The organism is Streptomyces tsukubensis, from assembly GCF_003932715.1.
Taxonomy (GTDB): Bacteria; Actinomycetota; Actinomycetes; order Streptomycetales; family Streptomycetaceae; genus Streptomyces; species Streptomyces tsukubensis.
Genome location: NZ_CP020700.1, coordinates 2,077,061 through 2,096,010, shown reverse-complemented (window position 1 = coordinate 2,096,010; position 18,950 = coordinate 2,077,061). Strand labels below are relative to the sequence as shown.

The 18,950-nt window shown below is 72.5% G+C and carries 13 protein-coding genes; 6 read left to right on the top strand and 7 right to left on the bottom strand.

Annotation, left to right across the window (positions count from 1 at the left end):
• The first annotated feature begins 78 nt into the window (after positions 1-78).
• The gene (locus B7R87_RS34050; protein WP_063838407.1) at positions 79-3,303 is read left to right on the top strand and encodes a DNRLRE domain-containing protein; all 3,225 of its coding nucleotides are present in this window, start codon (positions 79-81) and stop codon (positions 3,301-3,303) included.
• Positions 3,304-3,393: 90 nt separating this feature from the next.
• Here the strand turns inward: B7R87_RS34050 and B7R87_RS07760 are convergent, their stop codons facing one another.
• The gene (locus B7R87_RS07760; protein ID WP_006349613.1) at positions 3,394-4,194 is read right to left on the bottom strand and encodes a site-2 protease family protein; all 801 of its coding nucleotides are present in this window, start codon (positions 4,192-4,194) and stop codon (positions 3,394-3,396) included.
• A 228-nt stretch (positions 4,195-4,422) separates the two neighbouring features.
• On the opposite strand from B7R87_RS07760, the gene B7R87_RS07755 reads away from it, so the two are divergent.
• Positions 4,423-7,731 (top strand): AfsR/SARP family transcriptional regulator, encoded by a 3,309-nt coding sequence (locus B7R87_RS07755; protein ID WP_130584577.1) that lies wholly within the window; start codon positions 4,423-4,425, stop codon positions 7,729-7,731.
• A 49-nt stretch (positions 7,732-7,780) separates the two neighbouring features.
• Here the strand turns inward: B7R87_RS07755 and B7R87_RS07750 are convergent, their stop codons facing one another.
• The 3 genes from B7R87_RS07750 to panB form a co-directional block, all read right to left on the bottom strand.
• Positions 7,781-8,674, bottom strand: coding sequence for an ABC transporter permease (locus B7R87_RS07750; protein ID WP_006349616.1), 894 nt, complete (start codon positions 8,672-8,674; stop codon positions 7,781-7,783).
• Positions 8,671-9,699 carry a daunorubicin resistance protein DrrA family ABC transporter ATP-binding protein gene (locus B7R87_RS07745; RefSeq protein WP_006349617.1) on the bottom strand — a complete coding sequence of 343 codons (1,029 nt, stop codon included), beginning with the start codon at positions 9,697-9,699 and terminating at the stop codon, positions 8,671-8,673. Before B7R87_RS07745 ends, B7R87_RS07750 begins: the two co-directional genes overlap by 4 nt.
• 299 nt (positions 9,700-9,998) lie before the next feature.
• On the bottom strand, positions 9,999-10,859 hold the full coding sequence (gene panB / locus B7R87_RS07740; RefSeq protein WP_006349618.1) for a 3-methyl-2-oxobutanoate hydroxymethyltransferase: 861 nt from the start codon (positions 10,857-10,859) through the stop codon (positions 9,999-10,001).
• Positions 10,860-11,168: 309 nt separating this feature from the next.
• Between panB and B7R87_RS07735 the strand changes: the two genes are divergently transcribed.
• Positions 11,169-12,221, top strand: a complete 1,053-nt coding sequence (locus B7R87_RS07735; RefSeq protein WP_006349619.1) for an endonuclease/exonuclease/phosphatase family protein — start codon at positions 11,169-11,171, stop codon at positions 12,219-12,221.
• A 150-nt stretch (positions 12,222-12,371) separates the two neighbouring features.
• Positions 12,372-12,827, top strand: a complete 456-nt coding sequence (locus B7R87_RS07730; protein WP_006349620.1) for a hypothetical protein — start codon at positions 12,372-12,374, stop codon at positions 12,825-12,827.
• Between the two features lie 122 nt (positions 12,828-12,949).
• Here the strand turns inward: B7R87_RS07730 and B7R87_RS07725 are convergent, their stop codons facing one another.
• The 3 genes from B7R87_RS07725 to B7R87_RS07715 form a co-directional block, all read right to left on the bottom strand.
• Positions 12,950-14,707 (bottom strand): NAD+ synthase, encoded by a 1,758-nt coding sequence (locus tag B7R87_RS07725; RefSeq protein WP_006349621.1) that lies wholly within the window; start codon positions 14,705-14,707, stop codon positions 12,950-12,952.
• A 206-nt stretch (positions 14,708-14,913) separates the two neighbouring features.
• Positions 14,914-16,569, bottom strand: a complete 1,656-nt coding sequence (locus tag B7R87_RS07720; protein ID WP_006349622.1) for a multicopper oxidase family protein — start codon at positions 16,567-16,569, stop codon at positions 14,914-14,916.
• A 99-nt stretch (positions 16,570-16,668) separates the two neighbouring features.
• Positions 16,669-17,157: a hypothetical protein gene (locus tag B7R87_RS07715; protein WP_332903341.1), complete on the bottom strand. Its 489-nt coding sequence runs from the start codon at positions 17,155-17,157 to the stop codon at positions 16,669-16,671.
• A 79-nt stretch (positions 17,158-17,236) separates the two neighbouring features.
• On the opposite strand from B7R87_RS07715, the gene B7R87_RS07710 reads away from it, so the two are divergent.
• Both B7R87_RS07710 and B7R87_RS07705 read left to right on the top strand, forming a co-directional pair.
• On the top strand, positions 17,237-18,001 hold the full coding sequence (locus B7R87_RS07710) for a DUF998 domain-containing protein (protein WP_006349624.1): 765 nt from the start codon (positions 17,237-17,239) through the stop codon (positions 17,999-18,001).
• Positions 17,998-18,885: an alpha/beta fold hydrolase gene (locus tag B7R87_RS07705; RefSeq protein ID WP_130584575.1), complete on the top strand. Its 888-nt coding sequence runs from the start codon at positions 17,998-18,000 to the stop codon at positions 18,883-18,885. The genes B7R87_RS07710 and B7R87_RS07705 overlap by 4 nt, the downstream gene beginning before the upstream one ends.
• The last annotated feature ends 65 nt before the right edge of the window (positions 18,886-18,950 follow it).

Below are 18,950 nucleotides of genomic sequence, written 5' to 3'. Positions count from 1 at the left end.
GACAGCACGGCATCTCGCCGCCCGGACGGCTATGTCCAGGTGGGCCGGCTGCCGTTCAGGGGAGGGGATTCCAGCACCGTGGAACGTCCACGTCTCATCCGGGGACTGCCCCGGCGCACCACGGCGGGGGTGGCGGCCGTACTGGCCGCGGCGCTCGGCGTCACGTTGCTGATGCCCGACGGGGACGAGGATTCGGGGTCCCCGCCCGAGCGGAAACCCGCGCAGGCGGAGAAGGCTCGTTCGGGTGGTGTGCCGCTGGACGAGAAGGCGGCGCGGGAGAAGGCGATGCGGACCGGGAAGCCGGTCGAGGTCGTCGCCCTGCGGGATGCCACGTCGACCACGCATGCGCTGCCGGACGGGAAGTTCCGGCTGACCACGGGAGCAGCAGCAGTCCGGGCGAAGGTCGACGGCGAGTGGCTGCCGATCGACACGACGCTGAAGAAGACCGATGACGGCTGGCGTCCGAAGGCGACGGTCAACCCGGTCACCTTCCACAGCGGCAAGAAGCTGAAGAAGAAGGGCGAGCGGAGCAGCCGCGGCTATGCGCGGGTGCCGCTGGCGACGTCCCCGGACGGCCAGTACACCGACCTCGCGACCTTCATGGCGGAGGGCCGGGAGCTGACGGTGGGGTGGCCGGGTGAGCTGCCGGAGCCGAAGGTCAGCGGCGCGAGCGCGCTCTACAAGAACGTGTTCGACGGTGTGGACCTGCTGTTGACCGCCCGGGACACCGGCTTCACCCATGTCCTGGTCGTCCACAACGCGAAGGCCGCAGCCAACCCGGCGCTGAAGAAGATCTCGTACCAGCTCTCCTCCCGCGATCTGAAGTTCTCCCTGAACGACAGCAACGACGTGCTGACGGTCAAGGACCCGCGTGGTGTGGAGGTCGGCGGTTCGCCCTCGCCGTTCATGTGGGATTCGAGCGGCAAGCCGGCCGTCACCCAGGGCGAGCCCGCCACGGATGTGGAGGCCAAGGCCGGGGGCACCTTTGCCCTCACCGGTCTCCTCGGGCCGCAGATCGGCACCAAGCGCGCCCCCGCCGACGCCTCCCTGACCGGTGGCGGAACCGGTGACGCCGTACTGTCCGTGGCTCCGGACCAGTCCCTGCTGACCGGGAAGGACACGGTCTACCCGGTCTTCATCGACCCGCCGCTCTACGGCAAGACCGCCGCCTGGACCACCGCCTACGAGCGGTACCCGACCAGCAGCTTCTGGGACGGCGCCAACTTCAACTCCGGGACGACGGAGGGCCGGGTGGGCTACGAGTCCACCACCGGCGGACTCTCCCGCTCCTACTACCGTCTCACCTGGCCCACCAGCATCAAGGGCGCCACGATCTCCAGCGCCTCCTTCCGCTTCCGGCAGACCTACTCCTGGTCCTGCACCGCGTCGGAGATGGACGTTCACCAGACCGGGGACATCTCCTCCGCCACCACCTGGGCCAATCAGCCCGACGCGGGTACGCATATCGGAACGAAGGACTTCGCGCACGGCTGGAGCTCGGCCTGCCCCGACGCGTACGTGACGTACGACGCCAAGTCCATCGCGCAGAGCGTCGCCGGGAACTCCGGGCACACCAAGATCACCATCCGGATGAAGTCCAAGAGCGAATCCAAGACCTCCGGCAACGCGGTGTCGTGGAAGAAGTTCGTCGCCGAGGGCGCCTCCGCGCCGCAGCTCACGATGGTGTACACGCGTCCGCCGAAGGAGCCCACCGGGCTGACCGTGAACGGGCGGGCCTGTGACACCAGCAGCCCGTACCCGACCTACGGCAAGGGCAACCTGACCTTCGCCGCCGGCAGCTCCGACCCCGACGGTGACCTGAAGTCCCTGCACTTCCAGGCCTGGCGGACCGACGCCACCACCCCGAAGGTCGTCGACAGCGTCCGTACGACCACCAGCGCGGGCAAGGCGGACGTCGCGGTCGACAAGGCGAAGTTCGTCAACGGCAAGACGTACCACTGGATCGTCAAGGCCGTGGACGCCGCCGGAATCTCCTCCACCTGGGCCCCGCCCGGTGTCATCAACTGTGGATTCGTCTACGACGACACCGCACCCGCCTCCCCGGACGTCAGCTCCACCGACTTCGCCGAGGACGACGGCAACGGCAACGTCTGGAGCACGGTGAAGTTCGGCACCCCGGGCAAGTTCACCATCAAGCCCGCCGCCACCGGCGGCACCGGGACCGACAAGTTCTACTGGTCCTTCAACCGCGAGTCCTTCGTCGCCGAGCGCAGCGCGACCGTGGCCCAGGGGGCTGCCGGGATCACGCTGAGCCCGCCGAACGCCGGGCCGAACATCCTCTATGTGAAGGCGGCCGACGCGGCGGGCAATATGTCGCTGACGTCGACCCGCTACCTCCACTACGTCAGCCCGCGGGACAAGGCCGATGCCCCCGGCGACGTGACCGGTGACGGTACCCCGGACCTCTATGTCGTCGACGCAACCGGCGACCTCCGTCTCTACCCCGCCGAGGCCAACGGTGATCTGCACGCGTCCCTGCTGGCGGCGCACGACAATGGCAGGGCCATCGAGCTGGACGAGGACGAGGACGGCAAGCCGGACTACGGCTACCACTGGGTCGACGAGAACGGGAACAATCCGGCGCTGATCACCCACAACGGCGACTTCGTCGGCGGCGACGGTATCCAGGACCTGGTCGCCCGGATGCCCGACGGCAAGCTCTACGTCTACCGCGGTGACGGCTACGGCAGCGTCGACGTGTCCAAGCGCGTAGAGGTGCATATGCCGTCGAACGCGCCCGCGCCCTCCGCGCTGACGCAGATCCTGGCGGTCGGTGACATCACCAACGACAAGCTGCCCGAGGTGTTCGCCACCGCCGGAGACGCGCTGTGGGTCTTCACCGGCTACACCGGCGCCGCCTTCGACACCGCGATCCAGCTCTCGGCCACCGCCTGGACCAACCGCGACCTGGTCTCCCTCGGGGACCACGACAAGGACGGCGCCGCCGATATGATCTGGCGCGACTTCAACACCAACCGCCTGCTGCTCCGTCACGGCAAGCCCGCCACCGGCGGAGCGGGCACCGACCTCAACTCCCTCGCCAGCGCCGTCAACTCCAAGAACGGCATCGACGCCCAGTACGGCACCAACTGGACGACGGCCGTCATCCCGCTGATGACCGGTACGCCCGATGTCAACAAGGACGGCATACCGGAGATCTGGGCCATCACGGGCGCGGCCGAGAACGGCGTCGTCCGCTTCTACCCGGGCGGGGCAACGGTCCACGCCGCACCCACCGTCGTCCTCACCACCGACTGGCGCAACAAGAAGAGACTCGGGTAACCCCACCGGGATCTCCTGCCGAAGACCCCCCGTCCCCCGCGCCGCGACCCGGCGCGGGGGACGGGTCCATTCCCGGGCACAGTGCCGGGGTCAGGCCGTGCACACCGACGGCGGCTGCTGCCAGAAGCGGTAGAGGTCGTAGCCGCAGGCCGTCTCCAGATCCGGCACCCCCAGCCCCCGCAGCACCCAGTCCACCAGGTCGAAGAAGGCGCGGTTCACCTCCGGTACGAAGAACAGCAGGGCGAACACGATCAGCAGGCCGTACGCGCCGACCGGGGCGAGGCGGCGGCGCATCGCGGGGGACAGCCACGGCTCGACCACCCCGTACCCGTCGAGCCCCGGCACCGGCAGGAAGTTCAGGATCGCGGCCGTGACCTGCAGCAGCGCCAGGAAGCCCAGAGCATGGCGGAACAGCGGCGGGACGCCTTCCAGACCGTGCAGCCAGAACGGGGCCGTACACACCACGGCGAACGCCGCATTCGTCAGCGGACCCGCCGCGGAGATCAGGCTGTGCCGCCAGCGCCCGGGGATCCGGCCGCGCTCGATGAACACCGCACCGCCGGGCAGCCCGATACCGCCGAGGACCACGAAGAGGACCGGAAGGACGATGCTGGTCAGCGCGTGCGTGTAGGTGAGGGGGTTGAGCGTCAGATACCCCTTGTCGACGACGGTCGGATCACCGCCGTACAGGGCCGTGCGGGCGTGCGCGTACTCGTGCAGACAGAGGGAGACCACCCAGGCGGCGGTCACGAAGACGAAGACCGCGAAACCGGCGGTCCCGGACCAGTCCGTCCACACCGCCCAGCCGGCGACCGCGCCGACCGCGACGATGCCGAGGAAGACGGGGCTGACCCGGCGGGAGGACCGGGAAGAGGCGGCTGCTGGGCTCATGGCGCGGCTCCGGTGGCGTGACGGCGTGGTCACCGACCGTACCCGTCGGTGCCGGTGCCCGGAGAACGAACCGGGCCACGCCCCTGGTTCCGGCCCGCCCGGACCTTCCCGTTCCGGCGCCCGCCTGCACTCTCGCGTTCCAGCCGCCGGGAGCCTCCCGTTCCGGCCACCCGCCCGCCGTACCGCCTTCGGTGCCCGCAGCCCCCGCCGGGCGGGGAGAATGGCCGGGTGCGCTACTCCGTACTCGGCACCACCCAGGTCCATCGCGACGACGGCACCCCCGTGCCCCTCGGCGGCGCCCGACTGCGCGCGCTCCTCGGCGCGCTGGCACTCAGCCCCGGGCGGCCCGTGCCCGCGGGGACCCTGGTGGACGAGGTCTGGGCCGGAGAGCCGCCCGCCGATGCCACGGGCGCTCTGCAAGCCCTGATCGGGCGGCTGCGGCGGGCCGTCGGAGCCGCCGCGGTCTCCTCCGACGCCGGTGGCTACCGGCTCGCCGCCGACCCGGACGACATCGACCTCCACCGCTTCACCCGCCTCGCGGGCGAAGGGGCCCGCGCCCTCGCCGAGGACGACCCGGTGAAGGCCCTGGGCATCCTCGACGAGGCGCTCGCCCTCTGGCGCGGCCCGGCGCTCGCCGACCTCCCCGACGACGGCCGGGCCGAGGCCGCCCGCGCCGAGGCCCGCCGCCGGGCCGCGGTCAAGGACCGGCTGGCCGCGCTCGTGGCGCTCGGCCGGGCCGCGGAATGCCTGCCCGAGCTGGCCGCGGCCTGCGCCGCCGACCCCCTCGACGAGCCGCTGCACGCGCTGCGGATCCGCGCACTGCGAGCCACCGGACGGCCCGCCGAGGCCCTCGCCGCCTACGAGGAGGTACGGTCCCGGCTCGCCGGCCGCCTCGGCACCGACCCGGGACCCGAGCTGCGCACCCTGTACGCGGAGCTGCTCGCCCCCGCCGGAACCCCGGCCCCCGCTGTACCGGCGACGCCCCCCGCCCCGGCGGCACCCTCCGCCGCGCGTGGCAATCTGCGTGCCCGGCTGACGTCGTTCGTCGGACGGGAGGACGACCTCGGGGCGCTCCGCCACGATCTGCGGAGCGCCCGGCTCGTCACCCTGACCGGTACCGGCGGCGCGGGCAAGACCCGCCTCTCGCAGGAGGCCGGCGAACGCGAGGCGGACGCCTACCCGGACGGTGTCTGGCTGGCCGAACTCGCCCCGGTCGACGACCCCGAGAGCGTCCCCGAGACCGTGCTCCTCGGCCTCGGCGCCCGGCAGACCGTGCTGCGCGGCGCGGGCTCCGAGGAACTGCGGGCCGAAGCCCTCGCCGCCGACCCCCTGGCACGGCTCGTGGAGCACTGCCGGTACCGGCGGATGCTGCTGATCGTGGACAACTGCGAGCATGTGGTGGGTGCGGCGGCGGGGCTGGTGGCGCGGGTGCTGGAGAGCTGTCCGGGGGTGACGGTTCTGGCGACGAGCCGTGAACCGCTGGGCGTGCCCGGTGAGCTGGTGCGGCCGGTGGGTCCGCTGCACCGGGATGCCGCGCTGCGGCTGCTGGGGGAGCGCGGTGCCGCCGCCCGCCCCGGATTCACCGTCACCGACGACCCGCGGGCCGCCGCCGAGATCTGCCGCCGCCTCGACGGCCTCCCCCTCGCCATCGAACTCGCCGCCGCCCGCCTGCGCATGCTCACCACCCGCCAGATAGCCGACCGCCTCGACGACCGCTTCCGCCTCCTCACCGGCGGCAGCCGCACCGTCCTGCCCCGCCAGCAAACCCTCCGCGCCGTCGTCGACTGGTCCTGGGACCTCCTCGACCACCACGAACGCACCGTCCTGCGCCGCCTCTCCGTCTTCGCCGGAGGCTGCGATCTGGCGGCCGTCGAAGCCGTCTGCGCCGACCCCCGGGCTCGGGACGGCGGCGGTACGGACGCCCTCACCGCCCTCGGCAGCCTGGTCGACAAGTCGCTGGTGGTCGCCGCGCCCGGCGACGGCTCCGCCATGCGCTACCGCCTCCTCGAAACCGTGGCCGAGTACGCCGCCGACCGCCTCGACGCCGCCGGGGAACGGGATGCCGCCGAGCGCCGCCACCTCGTCCACTACCGGGAGCTGGCCCGGGCCACCGACCCGCTGCTCCGCTGTTCCGAACAGCTCGCGGGCCTCCGGCTGTTCGACCTGGAGTACGAGAACCTGCGCACCGCGCTCCGCCGGGCCGTCGCCGCCCGCGACGAGCAGGAGACGCTCTGCCTGGTGATGTACCTGGGCTGGTACTGGCAGTTGAAGGACCTGCGGACCGAGAGCCACCACTGGTGCGCCGCCGCCCGGGAACTGGGGCCCGACCCCTTCGCCCCGGAGACCGGCCCTGCGGAACCGCTCTTCGAACGGTTCACGGACGCCCCGCCGCCCATGGGGCCCGAACTGCTCGCGGAGGCACGCCGCGGCAACGAACTGCTGCGCATGGTGACCCTCAACCGCGACTTCGATCTGTGGACCACGCCGGAGAACCTGGCGAGGCTGCGGCAGATCACCCGGGTCTACCGGTCGGACCTGCCGCAGGTGTGCCGTTTCCCGGGGAACATGTGGTTCTTCGCGGTTCTGCTGACCGACGACGGGACGCGGCTGCCGGACATGCTCGACACGCTGGTCCGGTCGTGCCGGGAGTACGGGTACGAGTGGGAGCTGGCGGCCGCCGTCCAGTTCCGCTCCAATGTGCTGTCCGACCGTTCGCCCTGGTCCGAGGAGGCGTTCGTGTCCGCCGACGAAGCCCGGCAGATCTTCACCCGGCTCGGGGACTCCTGGGGCGCCGCGGAGGCCCTCGCGGCCCGTGCGGAGGCCCGGGAGCGGCGCGGTGACTTCGCCCTGGCGGTGGCGGACTACGAGGAGGCCATGGTCTATGTCGAACGCATCGGCGCCCCCAGCCAGGTGGCCGTGCTGCGGGCCCGGCTCGGCGGTGCGCTGCTGGAACTGGGCGGCGCATCGGCCGAGCGCGGCGAGGCGATCGTCCGGGACGTGGTGACCGCCCAGGGGGAGCGGGTCCACGAGGCGACCGCCGTGTCCCGGATCCTCCTCGGCATGTGGCTGGGCCGCACCGGGCGGCGCGACGAGGCGCGGGAGCTGCTGTCCGGACTGATGGAGTTGTTCGGCGCCAGCCGGCTGCTGGTCTTCCACGGCATGGTGAAGGGCTATCTCGCCTGGCTGGACCATCAGGACGGGCGGCACCGGGAGGCGTACGAAGCGGCCGTGGACGCGATGCGGATGTCTGCCGAACCCCTCAGCACCATGATCGCCCCGCAGTTCCTGGCGACCCATCTGGTGACGGTGGCGGGCACTCTGGCCGCCGTGGATCCGGGCCGTGCCGGTGACGCGGCGCGCCTGCTCGCCGTCGCGGACGCACGGCGGCTGCCCGGTGCCTGCCTTCCGGCCTGGGAGCGCGAGGCCCGGGAGCTGATCGGGGCAGAGCTGCGGGCGGCCCTCGGAGACGCGGAGTTCACGGCGGCGTACGAAGAGGGCGGCGGCCTCTCGGTCGAAGAGGCCACCGCCCTGGTGTGATGCCGTCCGGTCGGCGGTACGGCCGTACCGCCGACCGGACGGCACCGGGTCAGCTCTTGCGGAACCGGGCCACCGCGAGCGGTGCCGTGACGACGGTGATGGCCAGGGTCCAGGCGAGCGTGACCCAGACGGGCTCGGCGAGCGGGCCGCCGTTGACCAGGGCCCGGGCCGCGTCCGCGAGGTTCGACAGCGGGTTGTACTCGGTGAAGGTCTCCAGCCAGCCCGGCATCGTCGACGGCGGGGCGAAGATGGAGGAGCCGAACTGCAGCGGCATCAGGACCAGCATCGCGACGCCCTGTACCGCCTGCGGGTTGGGCATCGCGATGCCCAGCAGGATGAAGACCCACATCAGGGACGCGCCGAAGACGATGGACAGGCCCATCGCGGCCAGCACTTCCAGGAAGGACGTCCTGACGTCCAGGCCGAGCAGGAAGCCCATGCCCAGCAGGATCACCATCGCGACCGTCATCCGGCCGACCTCGACGACGATCTTGGCGATCAGTACCGAGGCGCGGGCGATGGGCATCGAGCGGAAGCGGTCCATCACCCCCTTCTTGAAGTCGTCGTTGACTCCGGTGCCGACGGCCATGGCGATGTTCATGCCCATCATGGCCATCAGGCCGGGGATGACGTAGTTGACGTAGTCGTCCTGGTTGCCCTTGCCGGAGATCGCGCCGCCGAAGACGTACACGAACAGCAGCGTGAAGATCACGGGCATCAGCAGGACGTCGAACATCGACTCCGGATCGTGTTTGATCTGGAGGGTGTTGCGCCGGGCCAGTGCACCGATGTGGCGCAGATGGGAGCGGAGTCCGATCCGGGGTTCGTGCCGCTGCCCGGCGGCCCCGGCGGGTGCGGTTCCGGCGGGCGCGGGGTACTTCGCGGGAGCCGCCGGTTCCTTGTCGGTGATGGGTCCCGTTGTCGTACGCGTACCGCTGCTCATGCCGTCCTGCCCTTCCGGCCGGCCGGGCCGGCTTCCTCCGATGCCGGGTGTGCGGGCGCCCCGGTGATGGCCAGGAACACCTCGTCGAGGCTGGGCAGCCGGGTGCCGATGTCGGCTATGCCGAAGCCGTGCGAGCCCAGGACTCCGATGACGGCGGTGAGCTGGACGTCCGCCAGGATCGGCACGGACAGTGCCTCCCCGTCGTCGGTGACCGCGGAACCGCTGACGCCGTCGAGCCCGGTCTCGGCGAGTACCCGCGCCATCGTGGGCAGGTCCGCCGGGTCCACGGGTCGGATCAGGAGCGTCCGGCCGCCGACCCTGGCCTTGAGCTGGTCGACCCGGCCGCTTTCGATGACGCGGCCCCGGTCGATCACGGTCAGCTCGTGCGCGAGCTGCTCGGCCTCCTCCATGTACTGCGTGGTGAGGAGGACGGTGGTGCCCTCGCCGACCATGCTCCGGACCTCGGCCCAGACCTCGTTGCGGGTCCGCGGGTCGAGTCCGGTGGTGGGTTCGTCGAGATAGAGCACGCTGGGCCGTCCGACGAGGGACGCGGCCAGGTCGAGGCGGCGGCGCATTCCGCCGGAGTACGTCCCGGCGGTCCGTTTGGCGGCGTCGGTCAGCGAGAACCGCTCCAGCAGCTCGTCCGCGCGGGTCCGGGCGTCCCGGCGGGAGAGGTCGAGCAGCCGCCCGATCATGTAGAGGTTCTCCCGGCCGGGCAGCTTCTCGTCCACGGAGGCGTACTGTCCGGTGAGCCCGATGACCCGGCGGAGTCCGCGGGGCTGGCGCACGACGTCGTACCCGGCGACGGTGGCGGTGCCCGCGTCGGGGGTGACGAGGGTGGACAGACACCGTACGAGAGTGGTCTTGCCCGCCCCGTTGGGACCGAGGACCCCGAGGACCGTTCCTTCGCGGACGTCGAGGTCCACGCCGTCGAGGGCCTTGGTCGCGCCGTAGTGCTTGACCAGCCCCCGCACCTCGACGGCAGTGCTCCCGGTGCGGTCCGGGATGGTGTCGATGAGCGTCATGGCCCATACAGTGCCGGACGCCACCGACAACCGACCGACAGCCGACCGACAGTCCCGACGACCGGGTGTCGGTTCGCCCGGCCCCGTAGGCGCCCGGCCTCAGGTTCTGCGATCACCTGATGGCCGAGCCCATGGCTCCGCGAGTGAGCCGAAGGGGGGCGCGGATTTCTGGAAGGAGAACGCGCGCAGGCCGCGAGGAACGAGCGGCCGAGCACGATCGACTGAAGAAATCTTCCCCCTACGCCCCGGGGGCGTGGGTGAACCCCCAAGCCCCCCGGAGGCGAACCGAGCCCCGAAAATCAGTGGAAGGTGTGCTCTTCCTGAGGGAACGTTCCGCCGATGACGTCGTCCGCGAATGCCTTCGCCGCGTCCCCCAGTGTCCGCCGCAGGTCGGCGTACTGCTTGGTGAACCGCGGTACCTTCCCCCCGGTCAGTCCGGCCATATCGGTCCAGACGAGGACCTGCGCGTCGGTGCCGGCGCCCGCGCCGATGCCGATGGTCGGGATGTGGAGGGAGCGGGTGACTTCGGCGGCGAGTTCGGCGGGGACGAGTTCGAGGACGACGGCGAACGCGCCCGCTTCCTGGGCGGCCTTGGCGTCCCGCAGCAGCCGGTGGGCGGCTTCGTCGTCGCGTCCCTGCACCCGGTACCCCATGGTGTTCACGGACTGCGGGGTGAGGCCGAGGTGGGACATGACGGGGATGCCCGCCTGCACGATCAGCTCGGTCTGCGGGAGGGAGCGCTCGCCGCCTTCGAGCTTGACCGCGCCGACTCCGGCCTCCTTGACGAGGCGGGTGGCGTGCCGCAGTGCCTGGACGGGGCCTTCCTGGTACGAGCCGAAGGGCAGGTCGCCGACGACGAGGGCGCGCGAGGTGCCCCGGACGACGGCGGCGGAGAGCAGCGTCATCTCGTCCATCGTGACGGGTACGGTCGTGTCGTAGCCGAGGTGGGTGTTTCCCATGGAGTCGCCGACGAGGATCACCGGGATCCCGGCCTCGTCGAAGACGGACGCGGTCATTGCGTCGTAGGCGGTGAGCATGGGCCACTTCTCGCCGCGCTCCTTGGCGGCGGCGATGTCGTGGACGGTGATGCGGCGGGTTCCCTTGCCGCCGTACAGCGTTTTGCTGTCGGCGGCAGGCTTCTGGGCAGCCTGAAGCGTCATGACCTACGGCTCCTTATGTCATCTCGTGGCGCCCTGACGGCGTCCCCGGATCACCACCATGGTGGCACTTCGTGCCGCGCCGTGAAAGGGGCGGGGTCTGCGAGGCACTCCGGAGGCACGGCGGCGCGCCCGGGCCCCTGGTTTGCCGGTCCGTCCCGACCTGGGGGGATTTGTGGGAACCGCCGGGGCCGCGGGGGGCGTCCTCATGGGGGTACGGCCGCCCCGGGGCGGTGGACGCAGTAACGTCATCGCCTAGTGTCAGGACCGAAGCTCGGTGCGTGACGACGCAAGGCAGTGAGGACGACGCGGATGGTTCAGGCGTACAAGGCGGAGACGGGGAGCGGTGGTCCGGGGGACCTCGGGGAACCCGCGCCCCGCCCGGGCGGCCGGTTCCGGCGCCTGCGGACCGTCGGACCGTTCCGCCCGTGGCGGGACGGCGGCCTGTGGCGGCGCGGGATCGTCATCGCGGTCCTGGCGGTCGGTGTCGCGCTGTTCACGGCTCTGCATGCCCGTGTGCCCAACCGGATAGGCAATCTGGGGTCCCTGTCGGAGACGTTCCTTCCGTGGCTGCCGGCTCTGGCGGTGCCGCTGCTGCTGGCCGCGCTGTGGCGGCGTTCGGCGACGGCGCTGCTGGCGCTGCTGCTGCCGGTGGTGGTCTGGCTGAACCTCTTCGGGGGGCTGCTCACCGACAAGTCGGGCAGCGGCGGGGACATCACGGTCGCTTCGCACAACGTCAACGCCCAGAACCCGGATCCGGAGGGTACGGCGCGCGATCTGGCGGAGTCCGGCGCGGACGTCCTGGCGCTCCAGGAGCTGGCGCAGAGTCAGGTGGCGGCCTACCGGACGGGGTTGCGGAGTGCGTACAAGTACCACACGGTCCAGGGCACGGTCGGGCTGTGGAGCAAGTATCCGCTGAAGAAGTCCGCTCCGGTCGACATCCGGATGGGCTGGACCCGGGCGCTGCGCTCCACGGTGGCCACTCCCCGGGGGGACATCGCGGTCTACGTGGCCCATATGCCGTCCGTACGGGTCAAGATGCACGCCGGGTTCACGGCCAACGAGCGCGACAAGAGCGCGGACGCGCTGGGGGAGGCGATCGCGCTGGAGGACGTCGGCAAGGTGGTCCTGCTGGGCGATCTCAACGGCACGATGAACGACCGGGCGCTGCGGGCTGTGACCTCGCAGATGCGGTCCACGCAGGGCGCCGCGGGGCACGGTTTCGGTTTCAGCTGGCCCGCGTCGTTCCCGATGGCGCGGATCGACCAGATCCTGGTGAAGGGGCTGGAGCCGGTGGCGTCGTGGACGCTGCCGCGGACGGCCAGTGACCATCTGCCGATAGCGGCGAGCATCGAGCTGGACTGATCCGGCCGGTCCCGAGGGCGCCCCGACGGTTGCGGGGCGCCCTTTCACCGCCCCCGGAAGTAAACAGAGTGTTCACAACGTCATGTTGGTCACGGTTCATTGGCAATATTTCGTTGACCGTTGGGGGAGTGCCGCGTACCGTCGGGTCGTATGAACGAGACCGCTCCCGAGTCCGGTACGCCCTCCGGTACGCCCCCCGATGTCTTCACCCCGGCCGAGCCCGGCGCGGCGCGGGCCGGACGTGAGTTCGCCGCCCTGGCCCGGATCGACCGGCGCCATGCCGCGTCGGAGCCGCTCCGGCGCCGTCATCTGAACCAGCCGATGATCACGCCGCACGAGGCGGTGGGCCTCACGGTCGCGCTGGCCGCCAATCCGGGTCTGCTGGCGGAGGAGGAGGACGGGGTCGACCGGAGCGATCTGGTCGCCGCCCTCACCCTCGTTGCGCGGGCGCGCGGCGATCTGGACGTGCTGGAGGAGTCCCTGCTGTCCATCGCCCACGGCCGCGGGCTGACCTGGCAGGAGATCGCCTTCGGTCTGGGCCTCGGCAGCACCCAGGCGGCCCGGCAGCGCCATGAGCGGCTGCGCGGGCGGGTGACCGGCGGCTGAGCGCCCCTGTGCCGGGTACGCCGGGTACACCGTACGCCCCCGGTCGCCGGGGCGATCGGGGGCGTACAGGTTGGGTCGCTTCTTTGGATCGGAAGGCGTCCCGGGTCGGAGGGCGTCCCGGGTCAGGAGGCGTGCTCGCGCCAGCGGTTGGTGATCGGCAGCCTGCGGTCCTTGCCGAAGCCCTTCGCCGAGATCTTGGTGCCCGGCGGGTACTGCCGCCGCTTGTACTCCGCGGTGTCCACCAGCCGCAGCACCCGCGCGACCAGCTCCTCGTCGTACCCGGCGGCGACGATCGCCGCCCGGCCGCGGTCCCGGTCCACGTACAGCTCCAGGATCGCGTCCAGCACGTCGTAGTCCGGCAGCGAATCGGTGTCCACCTGGTCCGGGCGCAGCTCGGCGCTCGGCGGCTTGGTGATCGACGCCTCCGGGATCGGCGGGGTCTCGCCGCGCTCCGCCGCGACCCGGTTGCGCCACCGCGCCAGCCGGAACACCGTCGACTTGTAGACGTCCTTGATCGGCCCGTACGCGCCCACCGAGTCGCCGTACAGCGTGGAGTAGCCCACCGCCAGCTCGGACTTGTTGCCCGGGGCCAGGACGATATGGCCCTCCTCGTTGGAGACCGCCATCAGCAGGGTGCCGCGCAGCCGCGACTGGAGGTTCTCCTCGGCCAGCCCGGTGAGCCCGAGGGCGCCCATGTAGGCGTCGAACATCGGCTCGATGGAGACGGTACGGAAGTGGAGTCCGGTACGGCGCGCCAGCTCGGCGGCGTCGTCCCGGGAGTGCTGCGAGGAGTACTTCGACGGCATGGAGATGCCGTACACGTTCCCGGCGCCCAGCGCGTCGCAGGCGATCGCGGCCACCAGCGCCGAGTCGATACCGCCGGAGAGGCCCACCAGGACCGAGCGGAAACCGTTCTTCACGGTATAGGCGCGGAGTCCGGTGACCAGGGCCGCGTACACCTCGGCGTCGTCGTCGAGCCGCTCCGCGTACCCGCCGGTGAACTCGGGCCGGTAGGCAGCCACCGGCTCCTCGGAGACCACCGCGTGGTCGATCCGCAGGCCGTCGTCGACGACACCGGACGGCGGCACCGGGGCCGCGGCCGGGAGGTCGAGGTCGACGAGGAGCAGGGTCTCCTCGAACTGCGGGGCCCGGGCGATCACCTCGCCCGCCGCGTCCACGACGATGGAGTCGCCGTCGAAGACCAGCTCGTCCTGGCCGCCGGTCGTCGCGCAGTACGCGACGGTGCAGCCCGCCTCCTGGGCGCGCTTGCGCACCAGGTCGAGCCGGGTGTCGTCCTTGTCGCGCTCGTACGGCGATGCGTTCACGGAGATCAGCAGCCCGGCTCCGGCGGAGCGGGTCGCGGGCACCCGGCCGCCGTCCTGCCACAGGTCCTCGCAGATCGCCAGCGCCACGTCCACGCCCCGGACCCGGACCACCGGCATGGTGTCGCCGGGCACGAAGTACCGGAACTCGTCGAAGACGCCGTAGTTCGGCAGATGGTGCTTGGCGAAACCGAGGACCACTTCGCCGCCGTGGAGGACGGCCGCCGCGTTGCGGGGCGCGCCCGCGGGCTGGCCGTACTTCGGCTGCGCGGTGTCGGAGCGGTCGAGATAGCCGACGATCACCGGCACCCCGCCCAGGCCCTCGTCCGCCAGCCGGGCGGCGAGGGCCGTGAGGGACGCGCGGGAGGCGTCCACGAACGACGACCGCAGCGCGAGGTCCTCCACGGGGTAGCCGGTGAGCATCATCTCGGGGAAGGCCACGAGATGCGCACCCTGCTCGGCCGCCTGCCGGGTGCGCCGGACGACCGCTTCGGCGTTGCCGCCGAGGTCGCCGACCGTCGCGTCGATCTGATTCAGGGCGAGACGTAGTTGAGGCACGGCCCCAGTGTAATCGTCTTTCTGACGCGATGTCCCGGTGGCGGGGTGTGGGACGCCCCACGCGCGGTCGCGCGTCCACCGTGGACGGTGCCCGGCCCGGGGCCGCACCGCACCCCGGGCCGGGCCCGTCCGCGGTCCGGCGCCGGGCCCCGTCCACGGCGGACAGGGCCCGGGGTGCGGCAGGCGCCGGGCCTTGTCCGCCCCTGTTACTTCCGGTAGCCCAGGACCGTCATCATCCCCGCCTCCGCGTGGTAGACGTTGTGGCAGTGGATCATCCACAGCCCCGGGTTGTCGGCGTCGAAGTCGGCGGTCAGCGTGCCGTTGGGCAGGATGACGGCGGTGTCCTTGCGTGCGCCCTGTGCCGTACCGCCGACGGCGAAGGTGTGGCCGTGCAGATGGAGCGGGTGCCACATGCCCGTCGGATTGCGGAACACCAGCCGGACCCGCTCACCGGCCCGGACCTCGTGGCGCGGGTCCGGGGTGTACGGCTTGCCGTCGAACGCCCAGTCGTACTTCGCCATCCCGCCGGTCAGCTCGATGTCGATCTCGCGGTCCGGCTTGCGGGCGGGCAGCGCGACCGAGGCGTCGGCGCGCAGCTTGTCCGCGGTCAGCACCCGCCGGGTCAGCTCCGCGGGGCGTACGGTCGCCGCGGGAGCGGCCCCGCCGCCCGTACGGAGCAGGGCCAGCGCCGTCGTGTTCTTGCCCTCCGCGACCGCCACCAGCGGGAAGACCCCGTCGCCCGCGGTGACGACGGCGTCGTACCGCTCGCCCATGCCCAGCAGCAGGGCGTCCGTCTTCGCGGGCGCGACGGGGAAGCCGTCGGTGTGGGTCACGGTCAGCTCGTGGCCGCCGAGGGCGACCCGGAAGGCCGTATCGCCGCCCGCGTTGATGATCCGCAGCCGGATCCGGTCGCCGGGCTTCGCGCTGAAGGACGCCGGGGCCTTCGGTGTCCGTCCGTTGATCAGATAGTGCGGGTACGCCACATCGCCCGCGTCCCCGCCGAGCAGGTCGCTCTTGGCGCCCATCATCATCCGCGAAGGGCCCGCACCGCCCGGGCCGGGGGTCTTCGCGGCGGCCGGCCGCCGGGCCCCCGAGTACCTGCCCCGGCCGCCCATGGCGGTGGTTCCGGCCGCGCCGTGGCCCTCGTGGCCGCCGCCGCTCATCATGCCCTTGCTGAGTTCGGTGAGGACGGCGTCGGGGGTGGAGCCGTCGATCCCGTCGACCCAGTCGTCGAGAACGATCACCCACTCCTTGTCGTACTTCAGCGGCTCCTTCGGGTCCTCGACGATCAGCGGCGCGTACAGGCCGCGGTCCTGCTGGACGCCCGAGTGCGGGTGGAACCAGTACGTGCCGGGGTGCGCGACCGCGAACCGGTAGTCGAACGTGCCGCCCGCCTTCACAGGAGCCTGCGTCAGACCGGGCACACCGTCCATGTCGTTGCGCAGGGCCAGCCCGTGCCAGTGGAGGGACGTCGTGTCGGGAAGGTTGTTGACGAGGGTCAGCGCCAGGGTGTCCCCGGCGGTGACCCGTACCTCCTGGCCGGGCAGCCGGTCCCCGTACAGCCAGGTCTTCGCGGTGACCCCGCCGAGGTCGACCGTTCCGGGCGTGGCGGTGAACCGCACCTTCCGCTCGGGGCCCCTGCCGCGCTTCGCCTCCGCGGCCTTCACCTCCGGGCCGTCGGGGGCCACGAATCCCTTGTTGCCGCCGCCGCCCGCGCCCGCGCTGCCGCCCCCGCCGCCGTTGTGACCGGCGTGTCCGCCGCCCTTGCCGCCGTCCGAGCCGGAGCAGGCCGTGAGGGCCGCCGTACCGGCGACGGCCAGGGAAGCGCCCAGGAGCGTACGGCGCTGGATGAACTTCTTCATGGGAATGCACCTCGTGCTGTCGGTCTGGGGATACGGCCCCGGGAGGGGGCCGCACGGATCCGTCACGCGTGCCGCCCTCCACGGGCGGCCTGCGTGTTCCTAGATCCGCAGGACCGAAAGCTGTGCGAGACGTATACGAGGCGGCGGGGGCCGCGGGGAGGCCCGGGCTCCGGCGGCCGTACCGGTGCGGGCGGGCGCCGCCGAGGCCGCGCGGCGGCGCAGCCAGGCGCCCGCGAGGAGCAGCAGCGCGACCCCGAACGCGCCGAGCACGGCGAGACAGACCATCGTCGGGTCCATCACCCCGGGGGAGGGCCCGCTGTTCTGCAGGACGGCCCCGGAGGCGGCGGGCGGTACGTGCCGGCTGGAGCCGGAGGCCGCGGGCGGCGGCACGTGCTCGCGCGCGGCGCCGCGTACATCCGTGCCGTCCCCCGCCGGTGCGGGATCCGCGTGCAACGGGGCGTGGACGGCCGTTCCGCCCGTGGCGTGACCCGACGACGGGTGGCCCAGGGTGTGCATGGTGGCGACCCCGAACAGCAGCGCGAGGAACAGCAACAGCCGTCCCGTCCGCGTTCCCTGGGCCTTCACCATGATCCGCATACTACCCCCACCGGGTATACGATACGGCCGCCGAGGACGGAACCGGTCAGGTGTGCGAGATCATGGACCGATGACCGCCGCACTCATAGCCATCGGCGCCCTCGTCTACACCGCGTGGCTCCTGGAAGTCGTCCTGTCGACGGGGCTCGACCCGGTACAGACCTACGTCAGCGAACTCGCGGCCCAGGACCAGCCCTTCGGCGGGCTCTTCCGGGCCACCGATCTGGCGGCCGGTTCCCTCGTGTTCGCGGGCGCCGCCTTCGCCCTCGCGCACACCCTGCGCGCCCGGCACACCCCGCGCCGGCCCTGGACCGTGATCGGCTGGGCGGGCGTCACGCTGTTCGGCGCCGCGACCGCCGTCGACTCCCGGCTGCCGCTGAGCTGCACGCCCACCGCCGACCCCGAGTGCGCCGCCCGCGAGACCGCGGGCCTGGTCCCCGCCACCCATACCGCGCACGCCGTCAGCAGCTCCCTCGCCATGACCGGCGCCCTGGTCGGGATGGTCGCCCTCACCCTGGCCGCCCGCCGCTACGGCCTCCTGCCCGAACTGGCCCGCTTCGGCCCGCCGCTCGTCGCCCTGGAACTGCTCGCCACCGGCTGGACCCTGGCGTCCGTCGCCGCCTTCGAGGCCGGGAACGGCACCTGGGCCCTCGGTGCCGGGCAGCGGCTCCAGGTGCTCTTCGTGGCAGTCTGGCTGGGACTGCTCGCGCTCTCCCTGACCCGGGAGGTGCGACGGTCGCGGAACCGGGACCCGAGGGAGCCGCGGGACCCGGGGCGGACGCCGGACCCGCGGAGCGCGGGCGGTACGGAACGGCCGGAGGCGGTGGCAGGGTGACGTTCGTACGGATCGGCGGCGTACCGCACCATGTGGTCGTGGAGGGCAGCGGGCCCGTCTGCGTGCTCAGCGCCGGCCTCGGTCTCGCCTGGTTCGACTGGGACCCGGTCGTACCGCTGCTCGCCCCGCACCGCACGGTCGTCCGCTTCGACCGGCCCGGGCACGGGCTGAGCGCCCCCGCCACCGCGGCGCCCACGGCCGCCGGGGAGGCCCGCCGTATCGCCGCCGTCCTCGACGCGGCCGGACTGCGGGACCGGCCCGCCACCGTCGTCGGTCACTCCATCGCCGGATTCCACGCCGAGGCGTTCGCCCGGCTCCATCCGGGCCGTACCACCGGTGTCGTCCTCGTCGACTCCAGCGTCGAGGAGTACGCCGCCGCCCCGGCCGCACCCGCCCTGCGCACCGCGGTCGCCCGGGCCGCGGGCACGGCGCTGGGCGCCGCCGGAGTACCGGCCGCCTTCGGGCCGCCCGTCCGCAGGCTCACGGTCAGGCTCTCGCGGACGGGCGGCGGGGACCCGGCCCCGGCCGAACCGGTCCGGGCCGTCTACGGCACCACCCGCGTCCTGCGCGGCGCGCTGCTGGAGAACGCCCACTACCGGGCCGTCGCCGCCGAACTCCTCGCCCTGCGCGAGCGCCGCCCGCTGCCGCCGGGCGCGCCCGTCACCGTCCTCGCCGCGACCTCCGGCGGGCGCGGCTGGACCGCCCGCCAGCGGGCCCTCGCGCTGCTCCTGGGGGCCCGCTTCCGGGAGACCGGCCCGGCCGGTCATCTGCTGATGCTCGACCGGCCGGACGCGGTCGCCGAAGCCGTACTGGAACCGGCGGTACGGCCCGGAGGCCGTGAACCGGCACCCCGCGCCGCACCCTCGTCACCACCCGGACGCTGACCGCGCAACGGGCTGTACGGGCTGTACGGACCGGGCCCACGGCCGATCGGGCCCGGGCCCGGCGC

Coding starts and splice junctions, on each gene's coding strand:
- B7R87_RS07730 (WP_006349620.1), top strand. CDS start 12,372: ATGAACGAGACCGCTCCCGAGTCCGGTACGCCCTCCGGTACGCCCCCC.
- B7R87_RS07715 (WP_332903341.1), bottom strand. CDS start 17,157: ATGGTGAAGGCCCAGGGAACGCGGACGGGACGGCTGTTGCTGTTCCTC.
- B7R87_RS07745 (WP_006349617.1), bottom strand. CDS start 9,699: ATGACGCTCATCGACACCATCCCGGACCGCACCGGGAGCACTGCCGTC.
- panB (WP_006349618.1), bottom strand. CDS start 10,859: ATGACGCTTCAGGCTGCCCAGAAGCCTGCCGCCGACAGCAAAACGCTG.
- B7R87_RS07710 (WP_006349624.1), top strand. CDS start 17,237: ATGACCGCCGCACTCATAGCCATCGGCGCCCTCGTCTACACCGCGTGG.
- B7R87_RS07720 (WP_006349622.1), bottom strand. CDS start 16,569: ATGAAGAAGTTCATCCAGCGCCGTACGCTCCTGGGCGCTTCCCTGGCC.
- B7R87_RS07760 (WP_006349613.1), bottom strand. CDS start 4,194: ATGAGCCCAGCAGCCGCCTCTTCCCGGTCCTCCCGCCGGGTCAGCCCC.
- B7R87_RS07750 (WP_006349616.1), bottom strand. CDS start 8,674: ATGAGCAGCGGTACGCGTACGACAACGGGACCCATCACCGACAAGGAA.
- B7R87_RS07735 (WP_006349619.1), top strand. CDS start 11,169: ATGGTTCAGGCGTACAAGGCGGAGACGGGGAGCGGTGGTCCGGGGGAC.